24 protein-coding genes, 2 tRNA genes and 1 pseudogene are annotated in these 21,296 nt (G+C 71.3%); 17 read left to right on the top strand and 10 right to left on the bottom strand.

The window, feature by feature from the left end:
• Positions 1–88: 88 nt before the first annotated feature.
• The 7 genes from ACIQH8_RS05505 to ACIQH8_RS05475 all read left to right on the top strand — a co-directional run bounded on the left by ACIQH8_RS05505 (position 89) and on the right by ACIQH8_RS05475 (position 6,351).
• Positions 89–868 (top strand): C40 family peptidase, encoded by a 780-nt coding sequence (locus ACIQH8_RS05505; protein WP_400995830.1) that lies wholly within the window; start codon positions 89–91, stop codon positions 866–868.
• Positions 869–1,207: 339 nt separating this feature from the next.
• Positions 1,208–1,705, top strand: a complete 498-nt coding sequence (locus ACIQH8_RS05500) for an HNH endonuclease (RefSeq protein ID WP_155053284.1) — start codon at positions 1,208–1,210, stop codon at positions 1,703–1,705.
• Between the two features lie 1,012 nt (positions 1,706–2,717).
• Positions 2,718–3,428, top strand: coding sequence for a CHAP domain-containing protein (locus ACIQH8_RS05495; protein WP_400995827.1), 711 nt, complete (start codon positions 2,718–2,720; stop codon positions 3,426–3,428).
• Positions 3,429–3,739: 311 nt separating this feature from the next.
• Positions 3,740–3,814, top strand: a tRNA-Arg gene (locus tag ACIQH8_RS05490).
• Between the two features lie 86 nt (positions 3,815–3,900).
• On the top strand, positions 3,901–5,583 hold the full coding sequence (gene pgi, locus ACIQH8_RS05485; protein WP_400995824.1) for a glucose-6-phosphate isomerase: 1,683 nt from the start codon (positions 3,901–3,903) through the stop codon (positions 5,581–5,583).
• Positions 5,584–5,728: 145 nt separating this feature from the next.
• Positions 5,729–6,064: an ATP-dependent DNA ligase gene (locus ACIQH8_RS05480; RefSeq protein ID WP_400995821.1), complete on the top strand. Its 336-nt coding sequence runs from the start codon at positions 5,729–5,731 to the stop codon at positions 6,062–6,064.
• Positions 6,061–6,351 (top strand): hypothetical protein, encoded by a 291-nt coding sequence (locus tag ACIQH8_RS05475; RefSeq protein WP_400995819.1) that lies wholly within the window; start codon positions 6,061–6,063, stop codon positions 6,349–6,351. Before ACIQH8_RS05480 ends, ACIQH8_RS05475 begins: the two co-directional genes overlap by 4 nt.
• Positions 6,352–6,367: 16 nt before the next feature.
• Here ACIQH8_RS05475 and ACIQH8_RS05470 read toward each other — a convergent pair whose 3' ends face one another.
• From ACIQH8_RS05470 to ACIQH8_RS05460, 3 genes are all read right to left on the bottom strand, one after another.
• Positions 6,368–6,721 carry a hypothetical protein gene (locus tag ACIQH8_RS05470; RefSeq protein ID WP_400995818.1) on the bottom strand — a complete coding sequence of 118 codons (354 nt, stop codon included), beginning with the start codon at positions 6,719–6,721 and terminating at the stop codon, positions 6,368–6,370.
• Positions 6,722–6,801: 80 nt separating this feature from the next.
• Positions 6,802–7,059 carry a hypothetical protein gene (locus tag ACIQH8_RS05465; RefSeq protein WP_400995815.1) on the bottom strand — a complete coding sequence of 86 codons (258 nt, stop codon included), beginning with the start codon at positions 7,057–7,059 and terminating at the stop codon, positions 6,802–6,804.
• Positions 7,056–7,247, bottom strand: coding sequence for a hypothetical protein (locus ACIQH8_RS05460; protein ID WP_400995812.1), 192 nt, complete (start codon positions 7,245–7,247; stop codon positions 7,056–7,058). Before ACIQH8_RS05460 ends, ACIQH8_RS05465 begins: the two co-directional genes overlap by 4 nt.
• A gap of 182 nt (positions 7,248–7,429) precedes the next feature.
• Between ACIQH8_RS05460 and ACIQH8_RS05455 the strand changes: the two genes are divergently transcribed.
• Entirely contained in the window at positions 7,430–8,497 is a 1,068-nt protein-coding gene (locus ACIQH8_RS05455; protein WP_400995810.1) for an ATP-dependent DNA ligase, read from the top strand.
• Positions 8,498–8,528: 31 nt separating this feature from the next.
• Here ACIQH8_RS05455 and ACIQH8_RS05450 read toward each other — a convergent pair whose 3' ends face one another.
• On the bottom strand, positions 8,529–9,032 hold the full coding sequence (locus ACIQH8_RS05450) for an Lrp/AsnC family transcriptional regulator (protein WP_400995807.1): 504 nt from the start codon (positions 9,030–9,032) through the stop codon (positions 8,529–8,531).
• Between the two features lie 132 nt (positions 9,033–9,164).
• On the opposite strand from ACIQH8_RS05450, the gene ald reads away from it, so the two are divergent.
• Positions 9,165–10,265: an alanine dehydrogenase gene (ald, locus tag ACIQH8_RS05445; RefSeq protein WP_400995805.1), complete on the top strand. Its 1,101-nt coding sequence runs from the start codon at positions 9,165–9,167 to the stop codon at positions 10,263–10,265.
• 93 nt (positions 10,266–10,358) lie between these two features.
• Here ald and ACIQH8_RS05440 read toward each other — a convergent pair whose 3' ends face one another.
• Complete coding sequence (locus ACIQH8_RS05440; RefSeq protein WP_400995802.1) at positions 10,359–10,655, bottom strand: metal-sensitive transcriptional regulator; 297 nt, start codon at positions 10,653–10,655, stop codon at positions 10,359–10,361.
• Positions 10,652–10,960 carry a rhodanese-like domain-containing protein gene (locus tag ACIQH8_RS05435; RefSeq protein ID WP_400995800.1) on the bottom strand — a complete coding sequence of 103 codons (309 nt, stop codon included), beginning with the start codon at positions 10,958–10,960 and terminating at the stop codon, positions 10,652–10,654. The genes ACIQH8_RS05440 and ACIQH8_RS05435 overlap by 4 nt, the downstream gene beginning before the upstream one ends.
• A gap of 130 nt (positions 10,961–11,090) precedes the next feature.
• Here ACIQH8_RS05435 and ACIQH8_RS05430 point away from each other — a divergent pair, with 130 nt between their 5' ends.
• A complete protein-coding gene (locus ACIQH8_RS05430; protein WP_400995798.1) occupies positions 11,091–14,846 on the top strand; it encodes an AAA family ATPase in 3,756 nt (1,251 codons plus the stop codon).
• Positions 14,843–15,076 carry a hypothetical protein gene (locus tag ACIQH8_RS05425; protein WP_400995796.1) on the top strand — a complete coding sequence of 78 codons (234 nt, stop codon included), beginning with the start codon at positions 14,843–14,845 and terminating at the stop codon, positions 15,074–15,076. The genes ACIQH8_RS05430 and ACIQH8_RS05425 overlap by 4 nt, the downstream gene beginning before the upstream one ends.
• A gap of 57 nt (positions 15,077–15,133) precedes the next feature.
• Here ACIQH8_RS05425 and mscL read toward each other — a convergent pair whose 3' ends face one another.
• A complete protein-coding gene (gene mscL / locus ACIQH8_RS05420) occupies positions 15,134–15,574 on the bottom strand; it encodes a large conductance mechanosensitive channel protein MscL (RefSeq protein WP_328289327.1) in 441 nt (146 codons plus the stop codon).
• Here mscL and ACIQH8_RS05415 point away from each other — a divergent pair.
• Complete coding sequence (locus ACIQH8_RS05415; RefSeq protein ID WP_400997917.1) at positions 15,558–15,797, top strand: hypothetical protein; 240 nt, start codon at positions 15,558–15,560, stop codon at positions 15,795–15,797. The two genes, mscL and ACIQH8_RS05415, sit on opposite strands and share 17 nt — an antisense overlap.
• Before the next feature lie 14 nt (positions 15,798–15,811).
• Here the strand turns inward: ACIQH8_RS05415 and ACIQH8_RS05410 are convergent.
• Positions 15,812–15,952: pseudogene (locus tag ACIQH8_RS05410) on the bottom strand (FmdB family zinc ribbon protein); the annotation flags it as partial.
• A gap of 43 nt (positions 15,953–15,995) precedes the next feature.
• The gene (locus tag ACIQH8_RS05405) at positions 15,996–16,574 is read right to left on the bottom strand and encodes a 5-formyltetrahydrofolate cyclo-ligase (RefSeq protein ID WP_400995793.1); all 579 of its coding nucleotides are present in this window, start codon (positions 16,572–16,574) and stop codon (positions 15,996–15,998) included.
• A gap of 62 nt (positions 16,575–16,636) precedes the next feature.
• On the opposite strand from ACIQH8_RS05405, the gene galU reads away from it, so the two are divergent.
• The 4 genes from galU to ACIQH8_RS05385 all read left to right on the top strand — a co-directional run bounded on the left by galU (position 16,637) and on the right by ACIQH8_RS05385 (position 19,418).
• Positions 16,637–17,536 (top strand): UTP--glucose-1-phosphate uridylyltransferase GalU, encoded by a 900-nt coding sequence (galU, locus tag ACIQH8_RS05400; RefSeq protein WP_400995791.1) that lies wholly within the window; start codon positions 16,637–16,639, stop codon positions 17,534–17,536.
• Positions 17,537–17,543: 7 nt separating this feature from the next.
• Entirely contained in the window at positions 17,544–18,200 is a 657-nt protein-coding gene (locus ACIQH8_RS05395; RefSeq protein WP_400997835.1) for a GNAT family N-acetyltransferase, read from the top strand.
• A gap of 52 nt (positions 18,201–18,252) precedes the next feature.
• On the top strand, positions 18,253–19,293 hold the full coding sequence (locus ACIQH8_RS05390) for a hypothetical protein (protein WP_400995789.1): 1,041 nt from the start codon (positions 18,253–18,255) through the stop codon (positions 19,291–19,293).
• Positions 19,294–19,342: 49 nt separating this feature from the next.
• Positions 19,343–19,418 (top strand) — tRNA-Ala (locus ACIQH8_RS05385).
• A gap of 107 nt (positions 19,419–19,525) precedes the next feature.
• On the opposite strand, the gene ACIQH8_RS05380 is transcribed toward ACIQH8_RS05385, so the two are convergent.
• Positions 19,526–20,341: a type II CAAX prenyl endopeptidase Rce1 family protein gene (locus ACIQH8_RS05380; RefSeq protein WP_400995787.1), complete on the bottom strand. Its 816-nt coding sequence runs from the start codon at positions 20,339–20,341 to the stop codon at positions 19,526–19,528.
• A gap of 214 nt (positions 20,342–20,555) precedes the next feature.
• Here ACIQH8_RS05380 and pdxH point away from each other — a divergent pair, with 214 nt between their 5' ends.
• Positions 20,556–21,251 (top strand): pyridoxamine 5'-phosphate oxidase, encoded by a 696-nt coding sequence (pdxH, locus tag ACIQH8_RS05375; RefSeq protein WP_400995785.1) that lies wholly within the window; start codon positions 20,556–20,558, stop codon positions 21,249–21,251.
• Positions 21,252–21,296 lie beyond the last annotated feature (45 nt).

Genomic DNA, 21,296 nt, shown 5'->3' with positions numbered 1-21,296 from the left:
GTGGGGCGGAGGACACGTTTTGGCTCGATTCCCCCGGCGCCGCTCCGGCGCGACCACCGCCCCCAAGCCACGGACCGGGACCGCGCTCGTGCGTCGCGAGACGCCGGCGGCGCCCGCCCCGGCGACGAACGTCGCAACGGAGGCGAAGCTCCAGAAGGACTCGCTGGGTCGTCGGCTCCGGCGCGGCAGCGCGAAGAACGTGATGGTCATGTCCGTCGCTGCGGGCCTGGTCGGCACGCTCGCGATCCCCGCCTACGCGTTCGCCCCCGGCAGCGACGGCATCCAGTTCGGCGCCACCGCCGAGACGCAGCTCACCAAGGCCGCCCCGCAGGATGTCGAGGTGGCGGAGGACGTCATCGCCGCGCCCATCTCCGAGGACGGCTACGACGCCGTCAGCGGCGAGGAGATCCGCGCGGCCGAGGAGGCGAAGCGGGCCGCCGAGGCGGCCGAGGCAGCGCGACAGGCCGCAGCCGAGCAGATGACCTCGTACGCCGCGGCCGCGAGCGAGTACACGCCGGCCGCCGTCTACGGCTCGGCCGATCCGGCCAGCGTGTTCTCCGTGGCCCAGCAGTACCTCGGCGTGCCCTACGTCTACGGCGGTGCCACGCCCGCCGGCTTCGACTGCTCCGGCCTCGTGCAGTACGTCTACGCGCAGTTCGGCATCAACCTGCCGCATTCGTCCTCCGCGCAGGGGGCTGCCGGCACGCAGATCCCCCTCTCGCAGGCGGTGCCCGGCGACCTCGTCGTGATGAGCGGCCACATCGGCTTCTACGCCGGCAACGGCATGATCCTCCACGCGCCGTACGAGGGCACGGTGGTGCGCACCCAGCCGATCTGGACGAGCGACTACTGGATCGTGCGGATCTGACGTGTGAACAGCATGTGAAGCGTGTCTCGAATGGCGTGCCGGGAGGTCCCGGCACGCCATTCGTGTCGTAGCCTTGGATCCTGACGATCTCGATACCGGGTAGGGGAAGTCCGATGGTCGGTCCGCGCAGCAGCACCCATTCCGCGGGTGCGCGCGTGCTCTACGACCAGCGGCGCAGTAGTCAGCCGAGTCGCGACCGCGCCGGGATGCCGACGGGCACTGTCTTCACGACGGTGCCCGTTTCGCGTCTCCGGGGCGGCTGCGCGCACCCCGCGGCATCCGGATCGTCCTTCCCTTCACGCGGCTGGAAGCCATCCAGCACCGATCGAAAGGCTCCCCATGCGCACCCTCGTGCTCAACGCCGGATATGAACCCCTCGCGGTCGTCTCGTTCAAGCGCGCCCTCCTGCTCGTCATGAACGAGAAGGCCACCGTGATCCTGCACGACGAGGGGAACCCGGTGCACGGCACGACCGGCGACTGGGTTCGACCCAGCGTCATCCTCCTCACGAGATACGTGCGGACGCCCCGCGTGCATCAGGTGCCGGTCAGCCGTCGCGGCGTCCTGCGCCGCGACGAGCACCGCTGCGCCTACTGCGGAAAGTCCGCCGGGACGATCGACCACGTGCTGCCGCGTTCGCGCGGCGGGCGCGACACCTGGGAGAACCTCGTCGCGTGCTGCCTGCGGTGCAACAACGCCAAGGGCGACCACACGCCCGCCGAGATGGGCTGGACGCTGCGGATCACGCCCCGCATGCCGCACGGGCGCGGGTGGGTCGTGCGCGGGTTCGAGCGGCCGCTGCCGCAGTGGAGCGACTTCCTCGAACGCGCCGCCTGAGGCTGCGGGCGGAGCGTCGGCGCGGCGCATCGTGACAACCGCTCGGGCCGTGCCCTAGGGTGGGACGAGTCCGGAGCACCCCCGGCTCCGGCCGACCCGCAACGCCCCCGCGACCGCCTCCCCCGAGCCGGTGCGGGACGGAGGTTCAACATCCTTGTACGGTGACGACGCGCACGGCCAGCCCCCGACCATGCGACCCCGACCGCTCTCCGGCATGCCTGCAGATGGCACCGCCGACCGGTGGAGCCGGTCCGGAGGAGCCGCGCCGCGTCCGGACTCCGTGGTGCGTCCGGATGGCGCGGCCCGGCCGCCGGTGACCGGTCGCCGCGCGGACCGCGAGCGTCCGGCCGACGGAGTGGGGCCGCGAGAGGCCACCGCGCTTCGCGACCGCTCGGTCCTGCGCGACGCCGGTGCGGCGCGGGCACTGCCGACCGACCGTCGCGAGCCGGCGCGGCCGGCGGCACCGCCCCGGGCGCCGCAGGCGCCGCACACGCCGCAGGGCGGCGATTCGCCGGAATTCGGCACGATTCCCCGGCGCGCGCCCGTTCCGGGTGGTGCGCCCGTCGACGGTCGGCCGCCGCTCTCCCGCCGACCCGGAGCGTCCGACCGACCCGGAGCGTCCGACCGACCCGTCCGCCCGGCCGGTTCTGTTGCCGCGCCGGGTCATCGTGCACCGATGCCGAGCCGTGCGTCGCGTCCGCCCGTCGAGCGAGCCGCCCCCCAGGCGCCGGTCGCGGGTCGCCCGCCGTTCCCCGCCGTCGTCGCCGCGCCCGCCGCATCCCATGCGGACCCCGCAGCGATTCCGGCCGCCACCGTGGTCGACGCCCGACCTCCGAGCGCCTCGTCCGCCTCCGTCGCCGCCGCGGCCGCTCAGGCGCCCTCCTCGCCGGGCACGCGGACGGCCGGCCGACGCCGCTCCGCCCTCCGCGCCTCCGCCGGACGCGCCGCGAGTCGGTCGTCCGCCCCGGTGGGCGCTCGCGAACCGAGACCCGTCTCGCGTCGCAACGGGCCGATGCGGGTCGCGGCGACGGTCCTCCTCGTACCGGCGCTCGTCGGCACCGTCGCCCTGCCCGCCTACGCCTTCCTGCCGGGCGGCCACCTGCCGGGAGGCGCGCCGACCAAGTTCAGCCTGTCGATCGCCGAGGCGCAGGGCCTCGAGGTCTCCGACCTCGCCGCCGGCGCCGCGGTGTCCAGCGACAGCTTCTCCGTCACGACGAAGGAGGAGATCGACGCGGCGGCCGCCGAGGCCGAGCGCGCGGCCTGGGAGGCCGAGTTGGCCTCCCGGGGAACGGGCGAGTACGCGATCGTCGCCCAGCAGGCCGAGGGCGACGACTACCCGTGGTGGTACGAGACGCCCGATGACTACGGTGGCGGACTCTCCCCGCTGCGCTACTACTACCGCGAGTGCGTCGACTTCGTGGCGTGGCGTCTCAACCGCGATGCGGGCGTGACGGGCGCGCCCTGGAAGTGGGACTGGAGCAACCTCGCCTCCGGCAGTGCCTGGATGTGGGCTGACGAGTGGGCGGCGAAGGGCTGGCCCTCGAGCAGCGAGCCGGTCGTCGGCGCGGTCGCGTGGTTCCCGTACAACCATGTCGCGTACGTGCAGGCGGTCAACGGCGACGGCACGGTCACGATCGAGGAGTACAACTGGAACTCCGATCACTCGTACCACGTGCGCACGATCCCGGTCGGTGAGGCGCTCTACCTGTACCCGCCCGCCTGACGATCTTCATCTGCGCCGATGGGTGACATCATGGCGAAACCTCCGCGGGAACTTGGACGTTCCGGACAATGACCGGGTCGCGTCGCCGACGATAGCCTGAGGGTCCCCCGCCAGAGAAGCGAAGCAAGGTGACCGCGATGACGCAGCCCTCAGACGACAACCGGTTCGACGAGAACGGGTTCGTCGACGAGCTCGCCCCGTCGACGTCGGCGATCGTGGTGCTCGGCTACAACTGAGCCACTCTCCGCCCCGGTCCGCTGCGCGCCCGGCGTTCGGGCCGCTCCCGTGCGCCCGCTAGACTCGACCGGTCAGCCTCTGTAGCTCAATGGAAGAGCAGCTCCGTCCTAAGGAGAGGGTTGGGGGTTCGAGTCCCTCCAGGGGCACCAGGGCCGACCGGGCGTCCCGGCCCGTCTCCCGTAGCCCGGCGTCGCACGGGTTCACGGACCTCTCGGGGGCGGGTAGCGTGAGGCGGGTGAGCACGCCGATCGATCCCACCGCCACCGCCGCCTGGTCCGAGCTCGAGGCCCTCCGCGACGCGTTCGAACCCGACCTCCGCGCCTGGTTCGCCGCCGACCCCGGCCGCGTCGAACGACTCAGCCTGCCGCTGGCCGACCTGCACGTCGACCTGTCGAAGAACCTCGTCACCGACGAGATCGTCGCCTCACTGGTGCGTCTCGCAACGCAGACCGGCGTCGCCGACCGGTACTCCGCGATGCTCGCGGGCGAGCACATCAACACCACCGAGGACCGCGCGGTGCTGCACACCGCGCTTCGTCGCCCGAAGGGCGCGCGGCCCGCGCTCGTCGTGGACGGACAGGACATCGACCACGACGTGCACGAGGTGCTCGACCGTGTCGCGGCGTTCGCCGACCGCGTCCGGTCCGGAGACTGGCTCGGCGTGACGGGCAGACGCGTGACCGACGTCGTGAACATCGGGATCGGCGGTTCCGATCTCGGCCCGGTCATGGTCTCGGAGGCGCTGGAGCCCTACGCCGACGCCGGCATCCGCGCGCACTTCGTCTCGAACATCGACCCGACCGATCTCGCGCAGAAGACGGCCGGCCTCGAGCCGGAGACGACGCTCTTCGTCGTCGCCTCGAAGACCTTCACGACCCTCGAGACGCTGACGAACGCGCGTCTCGCGCGCGACTGGCTGTGGGCCGGGCTCGAGTCGGCGGGTGCGATCGGCGGCGACGAGGCATCCCGCACCGACGCGGTCGCCCACCACTTCGTCGCGGTCTCGACGGCGCTCGACAAGGTGGCGGCATTCGGCATCGACCCGCAGAACGCGTTCGGATTCTGGGACTGGGTGGGCGGCCGGTACTCGGTCGACTCGGCGATCGGGCTGTCGCTCGCGATCGAGCTCGGGCCCGAGGCGTTCCGCGAGCTGCTCGCGGGGTTCCACGTGGTCGACGAGCACGTCCGCACGACGCCGCTCGAGCGGAACGTGCCGGTCCTGATGGGCCTGCTCAACGTGTGGTACACGAACTTCCTCGGCTCGCAGTCGCACGCCGTCCTGCCGTATGCGCAGCAGTTGCACCGCTTCCCCGCCTACCTGCAGCAGCTGACGATGGAGTCGAACGGCAAGTCGGTCCGCTGGGACGGCTCGCCGGTCACGACCACGACCGGGGAGGTGTTCTGGGGCGAACCCGGCACGAACGGCCAGCATGCGTTCTACCAGCTGATCCACCAGGGCACGCGCCTGATCCCGGCCGACTTCATCGCGTTCGCGAACCCGGCCTACCCGCTCGACGACGACGGTCGCGACGTGCACGGCCTGTTCCTCGCGAACTTCCTCGCGCAGACCAAGGCGCTCGCGTTCGGCAAGACGGCTGCGGAGGTCGAGGCCGAGGGGACGACGGGGCCGCTGGTGGCCGCGCGCACGTTCGACGGCAACCGTCCGACGACATCGATCTTCGCGCCCGCGCTCACGCCATCGGTGCTCGGCCAGCTCATCGCCCTGTACGAGCACATCACGTTCACGCAGGGCGTCGTCTGGGGCATCAACTCGTTCGACCAGTGGGGCGTCGAGCTCGGCAAGCAGCTCGCGCTGGAGATCGCGCCGGCGATCGAGGGCGACGAGGCGGCTGCAGCGGCGCAGGATGCCTCGACCCGTGCGCTGCTCGAGTTCTACCGGGCGCACCGGCGCGCCTGAGCGTCGGACGGGCCGGTCTCCCGGAAGACCGGACCGGACCGCTCCCGCCGGGATCGGACTGCGCCACCGCGGGCTGGCAACCCCTGTTCCACCGCACGTCGCGCGGCTACGCTGTGGCTCAGACCATGCTGCGACGGAGGTGGACGTGGGGAAGCTGACGTACGACTCGACCCTCGGTGTCGACTTCGACGACCGTGTGCTCGCGCACCTGCAGCTCGTGATCGGAGCGAAGCTGCGCCGAGGGGAGTCGTTCTACTTCAGTTGGCGTGACGACCCGTCGATCGGCAATGGTCGGACGACGCTGTGGATCCATCCGCGTATCCCGCTCGTGTTCAAGTACGCGGGTGGCCGCCAGCCCTCGATCAACCGATCATGGGTCGATGCGCTGATGGCGACGGCGAACTCGCCCGGTGGACTCGTGCTCGTCCCGGAGCCCGAAGCGCGGAATCCGGTCGAACCGAACGGAGGCCAGGAGTCGTGAAACGCGTCAACATCCTGTACGACGGCCTGCAGTACTCCGTCGGCGAGGCCGACGTCGAGGCGATACGAAGTGCGATCGAGCGGGCGTACGAGAGCGGCACCGCAGACTGGATCACGGTCAACTTCGGCGAGGGACGCCCGCAACCCGCTCAACTGCTCGTCGGCCCGGGCATCCCGATCAGCATCGTGCCGATCCCGCCCGACGACCCGCTTCCCGGCGAGGAAGAGGAGGCCGCGAGCGCGGAGGAAGGCGACCCGGGAAACGGGTCGGAGGAATTCGTGGGCTGAACCCGTCGGTCCTCGCTCAGCGGATCGGCGGCCACTCCAGGTCGTCACGATCGTCATCGTCGTCGAACCCGTCGGGTCCTCCGATGACCGGCCGGACCGCGGAGAGCGCCGACGTGGCGGCCTGAAGGCGGGACACCAACTCCTCGTCCTCGAGTTCGTCGTCATCCGTCTCCACCGGTTCGGTGAGCAGTTGGCTGGCCGGGCCGATGAGGAGGTGCGCGCGGGTCGTGGAACCGTCCGCAGTGCGGATGGGGATGTCGACGGATGCCGCGGACCGCCGCGAGGCGAGCGCGGCGGCGTAGTCGACGATCGCGCCCGCGATCGCGCTTCCGGTCAGCAACTCACCGCCCGCGTAGTGGATCCGCTCCATCCTTCTGGTCTACCGGGCGGGACCGGGTCGGCTCAACGGCTTGCGTTCGAGCGCTGGACGTGGTCTCATCCGACGTCGTCTCAGATCCAGTCGGCGGAGTGGGTCCAGCCCGCGAGGTACGCGCGCTCGTTCGCGCCGAGCCGGACGCCCGAGCGCGGGACCGGGCGATCGTCCAGTTCGCAGAGTTCGAGGATCCTGCGCACGACGACGGCACGCAGCGGAGCGGTCGGGTTCTCGAGGATCTCGCGCTGCAGCGGCGCCTCGAGCATGGGCCACCAGACGCCGATCGACGGCAGGAGGCCGGTCTCGTGCTCGGGACGGTCGAGGATGGAGCTCATTGCGCCCGCTCCTCGGTGATCCGACCGTCGTCGTCGCGGACGGCGACGCGTTCGTCGGCGTCGGCGTCCTCCTGGGCGCGCGCGCGTCGCTCGACTTCCTCGACCGCGGCCTCCGCGACCCGATCACCAGACGCCCGAGCGTCCTCCGGCTCGTGGCCCTCGGGCCTGTGGTCCTCCGATTCGGACATGGTCGTTCCCCACCCTCCGTGGTTCGCGCGCCCCCGAACGCGACTCCGGTTCCCGAGGTTACGCGGCCGGGCGCTCGCCCGGCAGTCCCTTGACCCTCCGGCGGGGCGATGCTACTCGCACGAGTGGGGCGGCTCGCCCGCGCCCGGGTGCGCTCATCGGAGGAGGAGAGCATGATGGGCGGATGGACCTGCCGGTGATGCCTCCCGTCAAGCCGATGCTCGCGAAGTCGGTGAAGGGCATCCCCGACGTCGGACACGTCGAGCCGAAGTGGGACGGCTTCCGGACGATCGTCTTCCGCGACGCCGACGAGGTCGAACTCGGCAGCCGTAACGAGCGTCCGATGACGCGGTACTTCCCCGAACTGGTCGAGGCGCTGCGTCGGCACCTTCCCGAGCGCTGCGTGGTCGATGGTGAGATCGTGCTCGCGACCGACGGACGACTCGACTTCGAGGCGCTCCAGCAGCGCATCCATCCGGCGGCGAGCCGGGTCAGGCTGCTGGCCGAGCAGACGCCGGCCTCGTTCGTCGCGTTCGACCTGCTGGCGCTCGGCGACGACGATCTCATGTCCCGCCCGTTCGCCGAACGGCGGGCCCTCCTCGTCGAAGCGCTCGCCGAGGCATCCGACCCGGTGTTCGTGACGCCGGCCACGGCCGACCTCGCCGAGGCCGAGGACTGGTTCGCCCGGTTCGAGGGCGCCGGGCTCGACGGCGTCGTCGCGAAGCCGCTCGACGGCGCGTACCAGCCCGACAAGCGGACGATGTTCAAGGTCAAGCACGAGCGCACGGCGGACTGCGTGGTCGCCGGCTACCGCTGGCACAAGACGGGCGGGATCATCGGATCGCTGTTGCTCGGGTTGTACGGCGACGACGGGCGCTTGCACCACGTCGGCGTCGCGGCGTCCTTCCCGATGGCGAAGCGCCGCGAGCTCGTCGAGACCCTGGCGCCGTACGTCGAGGAGGATCCGTCGCGGCATCCGTGGGGCGAATGGGCCGACCAGGAGGCCCACCGCAGCGGCCGGATGCCGGGTGCGGTCAGTCGGTGGAGCGGGGGCAAGGACCTCTCGTTCGTTCCGCTGCGACCGGAGCTGGTCGTCGAGGTCGCCTACGACCACATGGAGGGCGACCGATTCCGACACACGGCGCAGTTCCGGCGCTGGCGCTCCGACCGCGAGCCCGAGAGCTGCACCTACGAGCAGCTCGAGACGCCCGACGGGCTCGACCTCGCCGAGATCCTCCCCGTGACGCGCTGACGCGGGCCGCGGCATCCGGCTCGGGGAACGGTCAGAGGACGGCGCGCAGGCCCGCCGATTCGGCCGTGTGGTGCTCGAAGACCAGGTTCGTCTCGGTGAGGGCCACGGCGGGATTCGCCGACAGGTTCTTCAGGACGAACTGGCGCACGTGCTCGCTGTCGCGCACGCGCACGTGGATGAGGAAGTCCTCGCTGCCGCCGAGGAAGAACAATTGCGCGACCTCGGGCTCGCGCCGCAGGTCGTCGGAGATCTGCTCCATGAGATGACGGGCACCGGGTCGGATCCGGACCGAGACGAGCGCCTGGAGCGTGAAGCCGAGCGCTGCGGGGTTGATCTCAGCGGTGTAGCGCGTGATGACGCCGCGCTCGCGAAGCGAGCGCACGCGCGCGAGGCACGTCGACGGCGAGACGCCGACCTCGCGCGCGAGGTCGACGTTCGGGATGCGGGCGTTCTCGTGCAGTCGGGCGATGATCTGCCGGTCGATGTCGTCGAGCACCACGCGGGTCGGTTCGCTGAACTTCGGCAGATCGGTCACGGTGGCGCTCCGGTTCGAATATTCGGGACGGATGTCGAGAGTCTACCGAACAGTATGCGGAACCACTTCACAAAGAACGAACATGCGGCGACCATGGAAGCACACATCCACACAGCATTCGGAGCGACCATCATGCACGTCGGCGTGCCTGCAGAGATCAAGAACAACGAATTCCGCGTCGCGATGACGCCGGCAGGAGCGAACGCGCTCTCGCTGCGCGGCCACCGCGTCGACATCCAGGCGGGGGCCGGCGAGGGCGCGGGCTACCACGACGACGAGTACCGCGCCGCAGGCGCGAACATCGTCGCGACCGCCGAGGAGGCGTGGGCGGCCGAACTCGTGCTGAAGGTCAAGGAGCCCATCGAGCAGGAGTACCGGTTCCTGCGCGCCGACCTCACGCTGTTCACCTACCTCCACCTCGCGGCCGACCTCCCGCTCACCCGCGCGATCCTCGACTCGGGTGTCACCGCGATCGCCTACGAGACCGTGCAGCTCGCCGACCGCTCGCTTCCGCTGCTCACCCCGATGAGCGAGGTCGCCGGCCGACTCGCGCCGCAGGTCGGCGCGTCGTCACTGCACGCGTCCAAGGGCGGTCGCGGCGTCCTCCTCGCCGGCGTGCCCGGCACGGCCCCGGCCAAGGTGCTCGTCATCGGCGGCGGCGTCGCGGGCGAGCAGGCCGCGGCGACCGCGATGGGCATGGGGGCCGACGTCACCGTCATGGACATCTCGCTGCCCAAGCTGCGCGAGATCGACGCCCGGTACGAGCACCGGATCAAGACCCTCGCATCCTCGCCGTACGAGACCGCTCGCCAGGTGCGCGACGCCGACCTCGTGATCGGCGCGGTCCTGGTCCCGGGTGCGGCCGCGCCGAAGGTCGTCACCGACGAGATGGTCGCGACCATGAAGCGCGGCGCCGTGCTCGTCGACATCGCGATCGACCAGGGCGGCTGCTTCGAGGGCTCGCGTGCGACCACGCACGCCGACCCGACGTACCTGGTGCACGACGCGATCTACTACTGCGTCGCGAACATGCCCGGCGCAGTCCCCGCGACCTCGACGCCCGCGCTCACCAACGCGACGCTGCCGTACGCGCTGAAGATCGCCGACCTCGGCTGGGAGGCCGCGCTCGCCGCGGACCCCGCCCTGGCCAAGGGCCTGAATGCCACGGCAGGCAAGCTGACCAACGAGGGTGTCGCGAAGGCCCACGGCCTGGAGTTGTCCTCCCTCGTCTGACGCCGGGGTGCCCGACCAGGCGCTCCGTGAGCACACGACGGCCGCCGTCCCGAATCGAATCGGGCGGCGGCCGTCATGGCGTCGGCCGACGGATCAGGAAAGCGAGAGGAACAGCTTCTCGAGCTCGTCGAAGTCGAGGCGTTCGCCGGAGCCGTCGACCTTGCCCTCGGGATCGGCGGCGCAGTCTCGCATCGCCGTCGAGATGACCGCGAAGCCCGCTCGGTCGAGCGCGCTCGAGACCGCCGCGAGCTGGTTGACGACCGTTCGGCAGTCGGCGCCCGACTCGACGGCGTCGATGACGGCGTTGAGCTGGCCGCGTGCCCGCTTCAGCCGGTTGGCGATGCGGCGCTGGGCGTCGGCGGTCGATTCGGTCGCCATGTTCGCGGTCATTCGGCACCTCCGACGGTGAGGGGGAGTCCGGAGCGATACCACTCGGTGATGCCGCCCGTGATGTTCACGGCGTCGACGCCCTGGGAGGCCAGGTACTCGGTCGCCTGCGCGCTGCGGCCCCCGGCGTGGCACATGACGTAGACGGTGCGGTCGCGCGGCACCTCGTCGAGGCGCTCGTCGAGCGTGCCGAGCGGGATGTGGTGCGCGTCGTCGAGGCGCGCCTGCTCGAGTTCGTGACCCTCGCGGACGTCGAGGATCCACGGATCGGCGACGGCGTGGGCCTCGGTGGGGGAGATCGACTTCATCTGCTGCTCCTCGTGCGGTGGTGTGCCAGGGTAAGCATACCCCCATGGTATCAATACCCGGTGGGTATCGAAATCTCCGCAGCGCGGCGATGCTCCGAAGGATCGCGCCCCTCGGCCGTATGGTGTCGATGTGCAACGGCTCGATCGGAACGACGGGGACGACTTCCTCGACGACGGCACCGAGACCCCGGCCGCCGAGCGTGCCGGGTCGACGGTTCCCGGACGCGACCCCGCGACCCCGCACGCAGTGACACTCGGCGACCCCTCGGTCGTCGCCGGAAACATCGCCGAACCGAGCTGGCGGCGCTGGCACGCGGAACTCCGCGACCTCGGCGGACGTTCCCCGCTCGTGCACTTCGACGATGCACCGCGAACGCGCATCGAACTCTCGACGACCCATCCCGGCGGGCTGCCGCAGTTCATCACCGGCAAGTCCACGCTCCTCTCGAGCCTCATCCGCGACGAACTGGCCCTGCGCAACGCGCGGCTCGCGGCCGCCGAGATCACGCAGAAGGGCGTCGAGCTCCGATCCGTGCGCGGCATCGAGTCGGTGCACCTCGCGATCGGCCTCGCATCGTGGCAGGCCGGGGGCGAGGACTTCCTCGCGCCCGTGCTCCTCCGACCGCTCGCCATCCGCCGCTACGGCCGCGACTTCGAGCTGAAGCTCAAGGGCCAGCCCTTCCTCAATCCCGCGCTGGCGCGTGAACTGCACGAGCGGTTCCAGATCACCCTCGACGCCGATGCGTTCGTCGCGCTCGCCATCACGAACGGCGTCTTCAAGCCGCAGCCCGTGATCGATCGGCTGCGCGGACTGACCTCGCACCTGCCGTCCTTCCACGTCGCTCCGCGTCTGGTGGTCTCGTCCTTCGCCGAGGTCGGCCCGGCGATGGGGGCGGATGCCTCGCGGCTCGAGCACCCGGTCATCGACGCGATCGCCGGCAACCCCAACGCGCGCGCTGCCGTGTCCCGTCAGGCCGAACCGCCGAGCATCGTCCCGCAGGACGAGCGTCCGCCCTCGACCGACCGGCTCCTGCTCGACGCCGACCCCGAGCAGGAGCAGGTGATCGCCCGCATCGAGCAGGGCGACTCGATCGTCGTGAAGACCCTCCCCGGAACCGGCGGCACGCAGACGATCGTCAACGCGATCGGGGCGCTCGTCGCCAACGAGCGTCGCGTCCTCGTCGTCGGCGCCCGACGCGCCAGCCTCGACGGTATCGCGCACCGCCTCGGCCAGGTCGGCCTCGGCGGACTGGCCGTGAGCACCGATCGCCTCCGCCGCGACCTCATCCAGTCGATCGCGCGGAACGAGAAGGCCGAGCAGCCGCGTATCGCCGACATCGACGACGCACTGGTGCGCCTGCGCCGGGTGCTCCTCGACTACCGGCAGGCGCTCACCCGACAGGACGGCGAGCTCGGCGTGTCGGTCCTCGACGCGCTGACCGCGCTCGCGGGGCTCGCGTCGATGCCCGAGCCGCCCGACACGACCGCACGCCTCGACCGCGGTTCGCTCGTCGCGCTCGCCGCGGGCCGCGACGCGGTCGCGGCAGACCTCGTCCGCGCCGCGACGCTCGGCGAGTTCCGCTACGGCCCCGGCGACTCCCCCTGGTACGGCGCCGACTTCGCCACGTCCGAGGAGGCCACGGCCGCCCACGAACTCGCCAAGCGGCTGAGCGCGACGGACGTGCCGCGACTCCTGGACCGCGCTCGCACGCTCATCGCGCAGACCCGCCTGCGCCAGTTCGAGTCGGTCGCCGAGCTGGGCGTCTTCCTCCGGCTGCTGCACGACGTCCGCGACACGCTCGACAAGTTCCTGCCGTCGGTCTACGACCGCCCGCTCGGTGAGCTCATCGCGGCGACGGCGCCGCGACGCGAGACCGGCATGTCCGGTGCGAACCGCCGCCGGCTCAAGCGCCTCGCACTCGAGTACGTGCGCCCCGGTGTGCATGTCGGCGACCTGAACTCCGCGCTCCGCGGCATCCAGCAGCAGCGCACGCTCTGGCACCGGTACTCGGAGGCGGGTGCCGTGCCGAGCGTGCCCGTCGGACTCGACGACGTGCACGTGGCGTACCACACGGTCGCCGCCGACCTGCAGGAACTCGACGCGCCGCTCGGCCTGGCCGGAACGCCGAAACGACTCGGCGCCCGCCCTCTGCGCGACCTCGAGGCGACGCTCGTCGGCCTCGCCGCGGAGTCCGAGGTGCTGCTCAACCTGCAGGAGCGGACGGCGCTGCTGCAGAAGCTCCGCGGGCTCGGGCTCGATCCGCTGCTCGTCGACCTCGCCAGACGTCACGTTCCCGAACAGCAGGTCGCCTCCGAACTCGAGCTCGCCTGGTGGCAGTCGGTGTTCGAGCTCATGCTCGCCGGCGACCCCGCGCTCCTCGGAGCGAACACGAGTGTGCTCGACCGGCTCGAATCCGACTTCCGGCTCGTCGACGACGCGCACGCCTCCGCCGCGGGGCCGCTGCTCGCGTGGCGACTCGCCGAGGCGTGGCGGGTCGCGCTCGTCGACCAGCCTGACGAGGCCGAGCGGCTCCGGCGGATGCTGCGCGGCGACCGTGTTCGTCCTGATCGGCTGCACCGCGAGGCGCCCCACCTGTTCCGGCTGCTCGCGCCCGTCTGGCTCGCGTCGCCGTACGAGGTGCCGGAGATCGACGACGCGATCCGGTTCGACACCGTACTCCTCGTGGATGCGGGCGCGACGACCATCGCCGAGAACCTCGGCGCGATCCGGCGCGCGAGCCAGGTCGTCGCCTTCGGCGACCCGGTCACGCAGACTCCGACACGGTTCGAGCTCGCGATCCGGGCCGACGGCGACGAGCGTCCGCGCGCCGAGCACGGCGTCGACGCGCTGCACGCCGACTCGGCGCTCGCGCGTCTCGCCGACCTGCTGCCGACCATGACCCTGACGCGCAGCTACCGCGCCGGCGGCGAGGACCTCGCCGAACTCGTCAATCGGCGGTTCTACGGTGGGCGCATCGTCTCGATGCCCTGGGCGGGCAGTTTCCTCGGTCACGGCAGCCTCGGGCTGCACTACGTCCGCGGCAACGGGCTGCCCGACCCCGTGACGGGCACGGTGGAGAGTCTCGACGCCGAGGTCGCCAAGGTCGTCGAGCTCGTGATGGAGCACGCGGTGAAGCGACCGCGCGAGTCGCTCATGGTCATCACCGCGAGCGCGCGCCACGCGGCCCGCGTCCACCAGGCGGTGCTCGCCGCGTTCGCCAAGCGCAGCGACCTCTCCGATTTCATCCTGCGCGACCGCGCCGAGCCGTTCACGGTGCTCACGCTCGAGCAGGCGGTGGCGCAGAGCCGAGATCGCGTCGTGTTCTCGATCGGCTACGGCCGAACGCCGCACGGACGGCTGCTGTCGAACTTCGGCGCGCTCGGCGAGCCCGGCGGCGAGCGGCTGCTCGCCGTCGCCATGACGCGCGCGCGCCGCTCGATGGACATCGTCTCGGCCTTCCGGCCCGAGGACATCGACGAGGACCGCCAGCGCCACGGCGTCGTCGCCCTCGCGAGCGTGCTCTCGCACACCGAGGAGCAGAAGGACGCGATGCGCGACCGCGGTCGCGGCGACCCGATGCTGGTCGACCTCGCCTCGCGGCTCGAACGCCGCGGCATCCGGGTGAGCGTGGGCCATCGCGACACGCTCTCGCTCGCCGCGTCGCACGCGGGCAGGGCGGTCGTCGTCGAGACCGACCAGGCACTCGTCGGCCAGAGCCTGCGGGAGTCCCTCCGGCTCCGGCCCGACGTGCTGCGCCGACTCGGATGGCACTACCTGCGCGTGCACAGCTTCGAACTCTTCGGCGATCCCGAGGCGGTCGCCGAACGCGTCGCCTCCCTGCTCGGGCGTGGAGCGCCGGCAGCCGAGGAGGCGGAGACCGCGTGACGGATCCCTCCGACCGCGACGGCGGCGGCGAGGAGGATGCCGTCGCGCCGCGTCAGCGTGTCGAGCGTGCGCGCGGCGCGCGACGCGCCCGACTCACCCCGGCGCCGGGCACGGATCCCGAGCCCGAGTCGGCCGTGCCCGGCGCACACGACGAGCGGGAGGACCGCGGGCCGGGGAGGCCGCGCCCTGACGATGATCGGATCACGCGCGAGCGACCGCCGCACTGGTGAGACGACCGCTGCGCCCGCCGATCGTCGACGCTCACCCGAGCCGGGTGCGAAGCGTGGTCAGTCGGCCCGATGCGATCCCGACTGCCCCTGCCGCTCCGCGGCGAGCAGGTCGCGGATCTCGGCGAGCACGGTGAGCTCGGTCTCGGGGTCCTCGGCCTTCGGTTCACCGGCCTGACGACGCGCCTCCGCTCGCTCCTTGAGGACGTTCATCGGCATGACGAAGACGAAGTAGACGACGGCGGCGACGATGAGGAAGGTGAGGATCGCGCCGAGCACGGCGCCGAACTTCACCTCGGCGACACTGCCGTCCATCGTCGGGATCTCCCACACGAACGCGGAGTCGAGGCTGTCGGCGCGGAAGAGCGCACCGATCAGCGGGTTGAACAGGTTGTTCACGATCGAGTTGACGACCGCCGTGAACGCGGCGCCGATGACGACCGCGACCGCGAGGTCGATGACGTTCCCCCGGAGGATGAACTCCTTGAATCCCTTGAGCACGCGGTGGGCCCCCTTCGCTTCCGTCGTGGTGTGCGCGGTCAGGACGTCGACCTACGCGGCGGTCGACGAGGAGCTCGTCGTCGAGCTCGCGGATGAGGTGGACGACGACCCCGACGAGGACGACGCCGACGACGAGGACCCGCTGGACCCCGACTCCGAGCCGGAGGCCCCACTCGTGGCCTTCCCGCCCGTCGCGTTCGACTCGCGCGAATCGGTGCGGTAGAAACCCGAGCCGTTGAAGGTCACGCCGACCGTGCCGTAGAGCTTGCGGAGCCGACCCGAGCACGCCGGGCACTCGGTCAGGGAGTCGTCGGTGAAGGCCTGCTGGATGTCGAAGGCCTCGCCGCATTCGGTGCAGCGGTAGGAATAGGTGGGCATGGTGATCTCTCGATGTCCGTCGGTGGAGTTCGGGTACGCGAGGTCAGAACGCGACGATCCGCGTGGGGGTCACGACGCCGTTCACGGGCTGGTCGTGCACCTCTCGCGGCACCTCCTCGACGAACTCGCCGTCGAAGACGATGGCGTACACCGGAGGACATTTTCCCATCGAACCGAGGGTCTTGTCGAAATACCCGCGCCCCCAGCCGAGGCGCATGCCGGTCGCATCCACCGCCGCGGCAGGGACGAGGATCAGGTCGACGTCGTTGATGGCCATCGGACCGAGGAGCTCGCCGACGGCCTCCGGCATGCCGTGCAGCCCGGTCACCTCGTCCTCCTCCTCGCCGACGGTCCAGTCGAGGAGGCCGTCCTCACGCGTGATCGGGAAGAGCACCCGGATGCCGTTCGCCTCCGCCCAGTTCACGAACGGTCGGGTGTCCGGCTCGGTCGGCATCGAGAGGTAGCACGAGAGCGACGTCGCCTCGGTCGATCCGACGAGCTCCTGCAGGCGGGAGGTGAACCCCTCGGTCGCCAGTTCCCGCTCGTGCGCGGGCATGTTCCGCCGGCGTTCGCGGAGCTCGGCGCGGAGGATGCGCTTGACCACGGTCGGATCGTCGGGCATGGCAGCCATCCTAGGACGATGCATCCGTCCGACGCCGATCGCGTACGGCTACGCTGAAGCCCATGACAGAACGGATCACGAAGGCCGTCATCCCCGCTGCCGGCCTGGGAACGCGCTTCCTGCCCGCGACCAAGGCGATGCCGAAGGAGATGCTGCCGGTCGTCGACAAGCCGGCCATCCAGTACGTCGTCGAGGAGGCCGTCGGCGCGGGCCTCACCGACGTCCTCATGATCACCGGCCGCAACAAGAATGCGCTCGAGAACCACTTCGACCGCGTCGCCGAGCTCGAGTACACGCTCGAGCAGAAGGGCGACACGGCCAAGCTGCAGAAGGTCAACGAGTCGACCGAGCTCGCGCAGATGCACTACGTCCGCCAGGGCGACCCGAAGGGGCTCGGCCACGCGGTCCTGCGCGCCGAGATGCATGTCGGCGACGAGCCGTTCGCGGTCCTCCTCGGCGACGACATCATCGACGAACGCGACGTGCTGCTCACGCGCATGCTCGACGAGCAGGTCGCGCGCGACGCGAGCATCGTCGCGCTGCTCGAGGTCGACCCCGACAGCATCCACCTCTACGGCGCAGCCGAGATCGAGGAGACCGACGACCCCGACGTCGTGCGGATCACCGGCCTCGTCGAGAAGCCGGCCAGGGAGGTCGCGCCGTCGAACTACGCGGTCATCGGCCGGTACGTGCTGAAGCCCGAGGTGTTCGAGGTGCTGCACCGCACCGAGCCCGGCAAGGGCGGCGAGATCCAGCTGACCGATGCGCTCATGGAGATGGCCGGCGACGTGGAGGGCACGGGCGGCGTGTACGGCGTGGTCTTCCGGGGGCGTCGCTACGACACCGGCGACAAGCTCGACTACATCAAGGCCGTCGTCCAGCTCGCCTCCGACCGCGACGACCTCGGTGCCGACCTGCGCGAGTGGCTCGTCGAGTTCGCTGCCGGGCTCGAACGAGGTTGACGTGCCCGTGGCATCCGTTCCGACCCTCGTCGACGGGTCGTTGACGCTCCGTCCGATCCGGGTGCGAGACGCGCGCCAGCTCGAACGGGTGCTGCTCGACAATCGCGCGTGGCTGCGCCGATGGGAGGCGACCTACCCCGGCGGGGGCACGGTGATCGACGCGCGCGCGAGCATCCGCAACCTGAACGCCCACGCGCGTGCCGGCACGGCGCTCCCGTTCGTCATCGAGTGGGAGGAGGAACTGGTCGGGCAGCTGAACGTCTCGTCGATCACCCACGGGTCGCTCGCGTCGGCGTCGATCGGCTACTGGGTCGCGAAGGAGGTCGCCGGCCGAGGCATCACGCCGACGGCGGTCGCACTCGCGACCGACCACTGCTTCCGCACGCTGCGCCTGCACCGCATGGAGATCTGCATCCGGCCCGAGAACGGGCCGTCGCTCCGCGTCGTCGAGAAGCTCGGCTTCCGATACGAGGGACTGCGCCGGCGCTTCATCCACATCGACGGCGACTGGCGCGACCACTTCGCGTTCGCGCTCGTCGCCGAGGAGGTGCCGGGCGGAGTGCTCCGCCGTTGGCGGGAGGGTCGGGCGCCGGCGGAGTCCGCCTCGATCCCCGAGATCGACCGCCAGGCCGCACGCACCCCCCTTCGGGTGGGGGATCGCTGACACGCCCCACGGCGAGCGGGATCGCCGGCGCCCCGTGACCTAGCGTGGTGCCATGGATCCGATCGGCGGTGGCGTGCTCGTGGCGGTTGCCGCGACGCTCTGGATCGCCTATCTGCTCCCGAGCTGGCTCCGCCGCCGTCAGTACCTCGCCACCGAGCGCAACGCGGTGCGCCTGCAGCAGACCCTCCGCATCCTCGCCGAGACGGCCGAGGCGCCGGAGGAGGTCCGCACGGGCGTGACCGCGCGCGAGGTCGCGGCGCAGGAGCGGATCCTCCACGAGCACGAGCTCGCGTCGCGCCTCGAGGCCCAGGCCGCCGAGAACCTCGCGATCGCCGAGCGCATCGCCGCCGAGGAGGCGGCGGCCGCGGCGGAGCGGGAGCTCGCGGCGCAGGAGGAGCGTGCTGCCGCCGAACACGCGCCGGCGGGACGCCGCGGCGCGCCCGCGCACGGCGCCGCCGACCTCCGTGCCGCCGGACGGGTCCGGCGTCGCCGTCGTGCGATGTGCTCGCTGCTGCTCCTCGCCTCGCTCGTCGCCCTCGTCGTCGGGCTCGTCGTGATCGCCACCGGCGGCACCGTCCTTGTCGCATCGGGCGGGGGCGTGGGCATCGTCGCGGCCATGACGGGCCTCTCCGTCCTCTCCCGTCGGCGGCCGAGCCCGGTCGTCGCGGCGCCCGTCGCGGTGCCGGTCTCCGAGCCCTTCGAGCCCATCGAGGTCGAGGAGGCCGAGCCCTCCCGGGGAACCGGGTGGACGCCGCAGCCGCTGCCGAAACCGCTCCATCTCGCCCGTGGGACGATCGCCGCGAGCGTCATGGCCTCGATCGCCGAAGCCGAGCAGCTCAAGCGGGCCGCGACGGAGGCCGAACTCTCGGAGCGAGCCGAGCGCATGGAACCGCAGGTCCCCGTGCTGCGGCCACCCGCGGCATCCGTCGAACGGGCATCGGCGGAGGCGGTCGGCGACGCGGGGACGCGGCGCCAGGCCGTCTCGGCGTCCGAGCCCGCGAATCCCTACGAGCGGATGGGCATCGTCGAGGGTGCCGAACCGGGACTGGGCGACCTCGACCAGGTGCTGCGGCGCCGTCGCACCGCCGTCTGAGGGGTGGTCCGGACCACCCCTCAGGGGATGGTAGAGTCGTTCACGGCTCGGGCCCATGGCGCAGTTGGTAGCGCGTCTCGTTCGCAATGAGAAGGTCGGGGGTTCGAATCCCCCTGGGTCCACCAACGTGATGTCTCAGGACATTGTGAACGGCTGAACCCGCGGATGACGCGGGTTCAGCCGTTTTCGTTCGTGGCTGGTCGGTCCGCTCGGGGTCGATCGAGACATCCGTTCACGATGTCCTGAAACCAGACAGGTGGCGCCGGTCGGACGCCGCGATCACGATCAACGCCAGCAGGGTCACGACGGTCAGGCCCGCGGGGTCGTAGCCCGACCCGTAGAACGGCACCATCGAGAACGAGGTGTCGTACGTGGCCTGAAGCGCGATCACGGCGAACATCGAACGGTCGGTCATCGTGTACACGCGGGTCATCAGCATCCTGAAGACGATGCTGAACGCCCACTGAGCGAGTATCCACGTCGCCGCGTTGCCGGTCTGCAGGAACGGCACCGCGTGCCACGCCGCCCATGCCGCACCGGTCATGGCGCCGACCAGCCACGGTGACATCGCGGGCAGGAGCGCATCAGTCATGACGGCCGTCCACCCGATCGCCTCGCAGGTTGCGCTGAACCAGTACAGGGCGAAGAACAGCGGAAGCACCGCGAGGGGCGTCGCGGCAGCGCGCGTGGAGTCACGGGCGGAGGTCAGGAGGTACGTGACGGCGACGAGCGCCGGCATGAGCGCGAACACCGCGATCCGCATTGTGACGCCCGGAATCCTGTACACGTCGAGGGATCGACGGAGCAGCGCGCTCGCGACTCCGCCACTGCGGCGCCACACCATCAGCGCCGCGACCGGGACGACGAGGAACTGGAGCGCGCTGAGCGGCAGTCGGATGGGTATCCGATCGCTCCAGTCGAGCAGCCAGCCTGCGACCCAGAACGGCGCGGAAAGGACGAGCAGCCTGACGAGGAATCGTCCTGCGTCGGCGGGGACGAGACCGGCGGGGCGACGCGCCGCCGACGGCGCCGCGTCGGCCGCGGGCACCGCCGCTCGGCGCGCCGCGGACCCATCACCGCGTCGACGTCCGAGGAGACGTCGCCGACCGAAGCGAAGGGACGCCGCGATGCGACCGATCGCGTCCGGGATCCGAGCTGCTCCGTCCATCGGCGGAGAGGTCTACCACGTCGGGCCGCGCGCCGCATCGCCCGACCCGTGTCGAGGCATCGCCGCCGGGGAGCCCGACTCGTACGCTGGAGGCATGAGCGACGCGATCGACCCCGACCGGATCGCCCGATCCGTCGAGCACGCCCTGGCCCGGCGCAAGGACTACGGCGAGGAGCGCCTCGACGAGGCGGCGATCGCCGCCGACCCGTTCGTGCAGTTCGACCGGTGGCTCGCCGAGGCCGACGAGCGCGGCGTGTACGAGCCGAACGCGATGGTGCTCGGCACGGTGGGGCAGGATGGCACGCCCTCGAGCCGGACCGTGCTGCTGCGCGGTGTCGACGATCGCGGGTTCGTGTTCTACACCGACCGTTCCTCGCGCAAGGGCCAGGCGCTCGCGTCGAGCCCGACGGCGACACTGCTCTTCCCCTGGTACCTGATCCACCGGCAGGTGATCGTGACCGGAATCGTCGCGCCGGTCGCCGACGAGGAGTCCGACGCGTACTGGGCGACCCGCCCGTACGGGTCGCGCATCGCGGCGACCGCGAGCCGCCAGTCGCAGCCCATCGGTTCGCGCGCCGAGCTCGAGGAGCGCGTGCGCGAGCTCGAGGAGGAGTACGCGGGCGTCGAGGACATCCGTCGACCGGATCGGTGGGGCGGCTACCGGCTGCGCCCGTGGCGCATCGAGTTCTGGCAGGGGCGGACCTCTCGGCTGCACGATCGGATCGTGTTCGAGCGCGATCCCGAGGCTGTGGCGGAGTCGGCGTGGCGGGTCGGTCGCCTGCAACCGTAGGCCGCACCCGATCCCGGAGGTCGGTCGGCGACGGCAGGCCCGAGG

Origin of the sequence: Agromyces sp. GXQ0307 (genome assembly GCF_044769845.1) — a bacterium.
In the GTDB taxonomy this organism is placed as follows: Bacteria; Actinomycetota; Actinomycetes; order Actinomycetales; family Microbacteriaceae; genus Agromyces.
The sequence above is the reverse complement of the archived record's forward strand: the minus strand, read 5'-3'. Positions and strand labels throughout refer to the sequence as shown.